Genomic DNA, 4,205 nt, shown 5'->3' on the forward strand with positions numbered 1-4,205 from the left:
ATTTCCCTCAACAACTATGCGACCGCCTAAAACTTTCTGGAATTGTATATGAACGTCAAGGTTACGCTTCTTCTTCACCTTTAACAGAAAAGAGAAATGATGATTACTTGGAGCGCTATGCTTTGGACGAACTCCCGAAGTTTTTAGATGCTGTTTTAGAAGAAAAGCAAAAAGCAATTTTAATAGGACATTCAGATGGTGGGAGCATTGCTCTGTTATATGCGCAAAAATACAATGAGCGTTTAAAGGCCGTGGTAACAATGGCTGCTCATGTAATCAATGAGCCCGAAACTTTAGCAGGAATACAACCTGCTGTAGAAGCCTACGAGAAAGGTAAATTAGATGGTTTAAAAAAATACCACGGAGATAAAACGAATGATCTCTTTTACGCCTGGGCCAATACCTGGAATGCTCCTTTCTTTAAGGATTGGAATATATGTAAGAAGATAGACAAAGTTGTAGTTGATGCATTAATTATTCAAGGAAAGATGGATCAATATGGAACAGAACAACAAGTTGATTTAATTTTAGACCATATTCAAAGTAGCAAGAAGGAAAAACTGATGTTAGACGACTGTGGGCACCATCCACATTTGGAACAAAAGCAAGAGGTTATTACTGCTATATATAATTTTATTATCGATTAATGGAAAATATTTTACGTGCTCAAAAAAGTTACAGGTATTATGTAGAAGGAAATCCTGCCACCGCAAAACACTTGATTTTCATCTTGCATGGCTATGGACAACTTTCTAAATTTTTCATCCGTAAATTTCAAACATTGGTTGATGAGGACACAGCTATAATAGCACCCGAAGGGATGCACCGTTTTTACTTAAAAGGAAGTAGCGGTCGTGTGGGTGCGAGTTGGATGACCAAAGAAGCGCGTGAAGACGATATCGCTGACAATCTCATTTTTTTAGATGATGTTTACAACAATGTAAAAGCTTCGCACAATCAAAAACTGACATTACTCGGTTTTTCTCAAGGCGGGGCCACAGCGGCACGATGGCACCAAATGGGACAGGTTAAGTTTAACAACTTTGTTCTTTGGGCTAGTGTTTTCCCTCCAGACTTAAAAGGTTTAGAACAAGATTCATCGTTCGCTAATTCAAACAACTTTTTCCTCGTTGGAGACAATGATGAATTTTTAGATGTAGAAAAAATTGAAGCGGTTAAAAGTGATTTTGAGGATAAATTATTAAACTTTACTTTTATTCACTTTGAAGGAGATCATAATATTTTCCCTTCTCCCTTGAACGAATTAAAAAAACAACTATGATATATAGAATTCTCCTCATTGCAACACTTCTATTTTCAATGAACTATACTGTTGCACAAGAAGACAGTCGTCCAGAAATTGGTTTTGACTTGGCCATGGGATTCTCTAAAAATGGCGGAAACTTTGGTATTGGTCCAAAATATAAATTTGCAGCGATGAACCCTTCTATTGCTTGGGGACCTTCTTTGCGCTTTCAACATGTTTGGGCAAATAATTTTCAAACGGGTCAAAGCACATCTTACACGATTTATGGTGGTGGAGCATTCTTACACTACCGTATAGAAAACATCATTTACCTTGGAGCTGAAGTGGAGTTTCTGCATACACCGATCAACTTTACCTTTGTATCTTCTCCTTCGTGGGTACCTACAGCCTTTGTTGGAGGTGGACTATCAAAATCATGGGATTTCTTCCGTATCAATGCAGGATTAATGTACGATGTAATCAACCACAATAATTCACCTTTCAGAAGCTCTTATTTCTTATCGAAAACAGACGGTTCTGGAAACAAAGCATTACTTCCATTGATCTATAGATTCTCCTTCTTTTTTGAAATATAGAAGATTAAAAAATTCATATCAATAAAAAATCCCAATCTGTTTAGACTGGGATTTTTTTATTTCTTTTCTTCTTAAACGGCTTTCAATTCCTCTCCTACAAATTTCGCAATCTCCGATAGGTAGTTATCCGAGAAATCAAATTTAACACCAGCTGTTTCATAGATTTCAGGAATACTCTTGGTGTAGCCTAATTTCAGCGCTTCTTTGTAATTGGCAACAGCCTTCGCCAAATCCGCCTTACTATTTTTCCAAACACCTAATGCTCCTAATTGAGCAAATGCATATTCGATGTAATAAAAAGGTACTTCAAACAAATGCAATTGACGTTGCCAACTTGTCGCTTTTGCAGTTTCATATCCTTCCCATTCTACCAAACCAGTGCCATACTCCTTGCTAATACGCAGCCAAGCCTCTGCTCTATCTTGAGTTGTATGTGTTGGGTTTTCGTATATCCAATGTTGGTATTCATCTATGGTTGCTATCCATGGTAAAATCTTGAGAATGGTTTCCAACTGATCGCGTTTAGCACGTTTTAAATCCTCTTCATCCTTGTAGAATTCATCCCAATGATCCATAGTCAATAACTCCATAGACATAGAAGCTAATTCAGCCACCTCAGAGGGTAGACTTTTGAATCCTGTTAATTCTAAATCTCTACTTAAAAAAGAGTGCACTGCATGTCCACCTTCGTGAACCATAGTTACTAAATCTCTTTGGGCTCCCACTGCGTTCATAAAAATGAAAGGAACACCTATTTCGTACAACGGATAATTATATCCTCCTGGTGATTTTCCTTCTTTAGATTCTAAATCCAAATGTTTCATTTTATCCATGGTAGCTATACAATCTGCAAAATAAGCATCTATCTTCCCCATTGCTGCAATGGATTTTTGCAGTAATGCTTCTCCGCCTTCGAAAGGTTTTAGCGCTTCCTTTCCACTCGGGTCTACCTCTGTATCATAAGGCCTGTATACATCTACCCCTAAATCTGCTTTATGTTTGGCTTGAATTTCTTTTACTAATGGAACAATGTGCTTTTTTATTGAAGCGTGAAAATCAAAACAATCTTCTTTCGTGTAGTCAAATCGCCCCATCGCTTGGAACTTATAATCTCTAAAATTATCAAAGCCCGCATTCAAAGCAACTTGATGACGTTTTGCAACTAACTTGCTGAACAATTCATCTAAAGCTGCTATATCCTCAGCTCTACGCTCCGTCATTAATTCATAAACTTCTTTGCGTACTGTCCTATCTTTATCTTTTAAGTAAGTAGCAGCTTTTTGCATGGTCAAAGTCTCCCCTTTATAACTTATCGTTTGTGCTGCAGAAATACTCCCAAATTGTTGACTCAACTCTGCAATTTCAGCTTGCAAGGCAACATTTTCTTCCCTGTATAACTCCAATGCAGTTCTTACGGAGCGAAAGTAAATATGGTAATCCTCTCCTTTAAAATCATCTACAAATTCAGATGCCATCAACTTACGATTCAACTGATCTTCAAAAGGTGCTAACTTGGGTTGAATTTGCGTAACAAACACCTTATAGGCTTCACTTAAAGATTCATCACGGGTATCAATTGTCATTCTTATGTAACGCCATGCAGCATCCTCTTCCAATACAGCATCCAGCTCAGACTTATCTTTGAGCCATTGCTCAACATCTGCCTTGGTTGCTAAATCTCGTTCTGTTAAATCTTCGAAATATGGTTTCACATCTTCCCAAGTATTGATGATTAAATCTTCCTTAACAAAATGTCTTTTTGGTTTATCTATATTCATGATGTGTCGTAATTATGTTTCCCAAAAATAGTAAACCCAAAGAGATAGATGGCCTTTCCTTCCCAGTGTATTCTTAGATTCTCCAAAATTGACAAATGTTAATCTTTCAACAGCTTTTTATCCTTTTTACAGCCGCAATCATTTTTTAAAATTGTGGCAAGTAAAAACAAGAAAGAAGCATGACGCATTTTTGGAAGAAAAAATCTAGTGAGGAAATAAAAGACATCGTCTTTACGGCTTTAGAAAAAAATACCAATTACGACAAAACTGGAGTTCTGGGTGTACCCGCATCCTACTTAGATGATGAGATATTTAATCAAGATGCTTCCTTCCTGAAAGATGCTCCTTTCATGTCTGTTTTAGTAAAAAATCCAAACCATATTGGATGTCACACCTTAGGAAACTCTGAATCTTTTTTCGCTGGAACACAGGAAATTGAAAAGGAGCTTATTGAGATTTGTGCGGTAGATATTCTGAAAGGAGAACGCCAAATTCAAGATAACGTCGAAATCGCATTACCATCAAAACAGTGGAAAAAACCGTTGAACAAGGTTTGGGAAGAGGTTTTCACTGAATTTAACATTG

Annotated in this window: 4 protein-coding genes and 1 pseudogene; 4 read left to right on the plus strand and 1 reads right to left on the minus strand. The window is 37.1% G+C overall.

Annotated features, from left to right (window positions below; all coding sequences use genetic code 11):
• The 3 genes from AC22ZQ_RS12885 to AC22ZQ_RS12895 form a co-directional block, all read left to right on the plus strand.
• A partial coding sequence (locus AC22ZQ_RS12885; protein ID WP_318959174.1) for an alpha/beta fold hydrolase occupies positions 1-647 on the plus strand: 647 nt, incomplete at its 5' end.
• Positions 647-1,282 (plus strand): alpha/beta hydrolase, encoded by a 636-nt coding sequence (locus tag AC22ZQ_RS12890; RefSeq protein WP_318959175.1) that lies wholly within the window; start codon positions 647-649, stop codon positions 1,280-1,282. The genes AC22ZQ_RS12885 and AC22ZQ_RS12890, both read left to right, overlap by 1 nt.
• A complete protein-coding gene (locus AC22ZQ_RS12895) occupies positions 1,279-1,842 on the plus strand; it encodes a hypothetical protein (RefSeq protein WP_318959176.1) in 564 nt (187 codons plus the stop codon). The genes AC22ZQ_RS12890 and AC22ZQ_RS12895 overlap by 4 nt, the downstream gene beginning before the upstream one ends.
• A gap of 71 nt (positions 1,843-1,913) precedes the next feature.
• On the opposite strand, the gene AC22ZQ_RS12900 is transcribed toward AC22ZQ_RS12895, so the two are convergent.
• Complete coding sequence (locus tag AC22ZQ_RS12900; RefSeq protein WP_318959177.1) at positions 1,914-3,620, minus strand: M3 family oligoendopeptidase; 1,707 nt, start codon at positions 3,618-3,620, stop codon at positions 1,914-1,916.
• A gap of 179 nt (positions 3,621-3,799) precedes the next feature.
• Between AC22ZQ_RS12900 and AC22ZQ_RS12905 the strand changes: the two are divergent.
• A pseudogene (locus AC22ZQ_RS12905) lies at positions 3,800-4,205 on the plus strand (hypothetical protein); the annotation flags it as partial.

It is taken from the genome of Lishizhenia sp., from assembly GCF_057456495.1.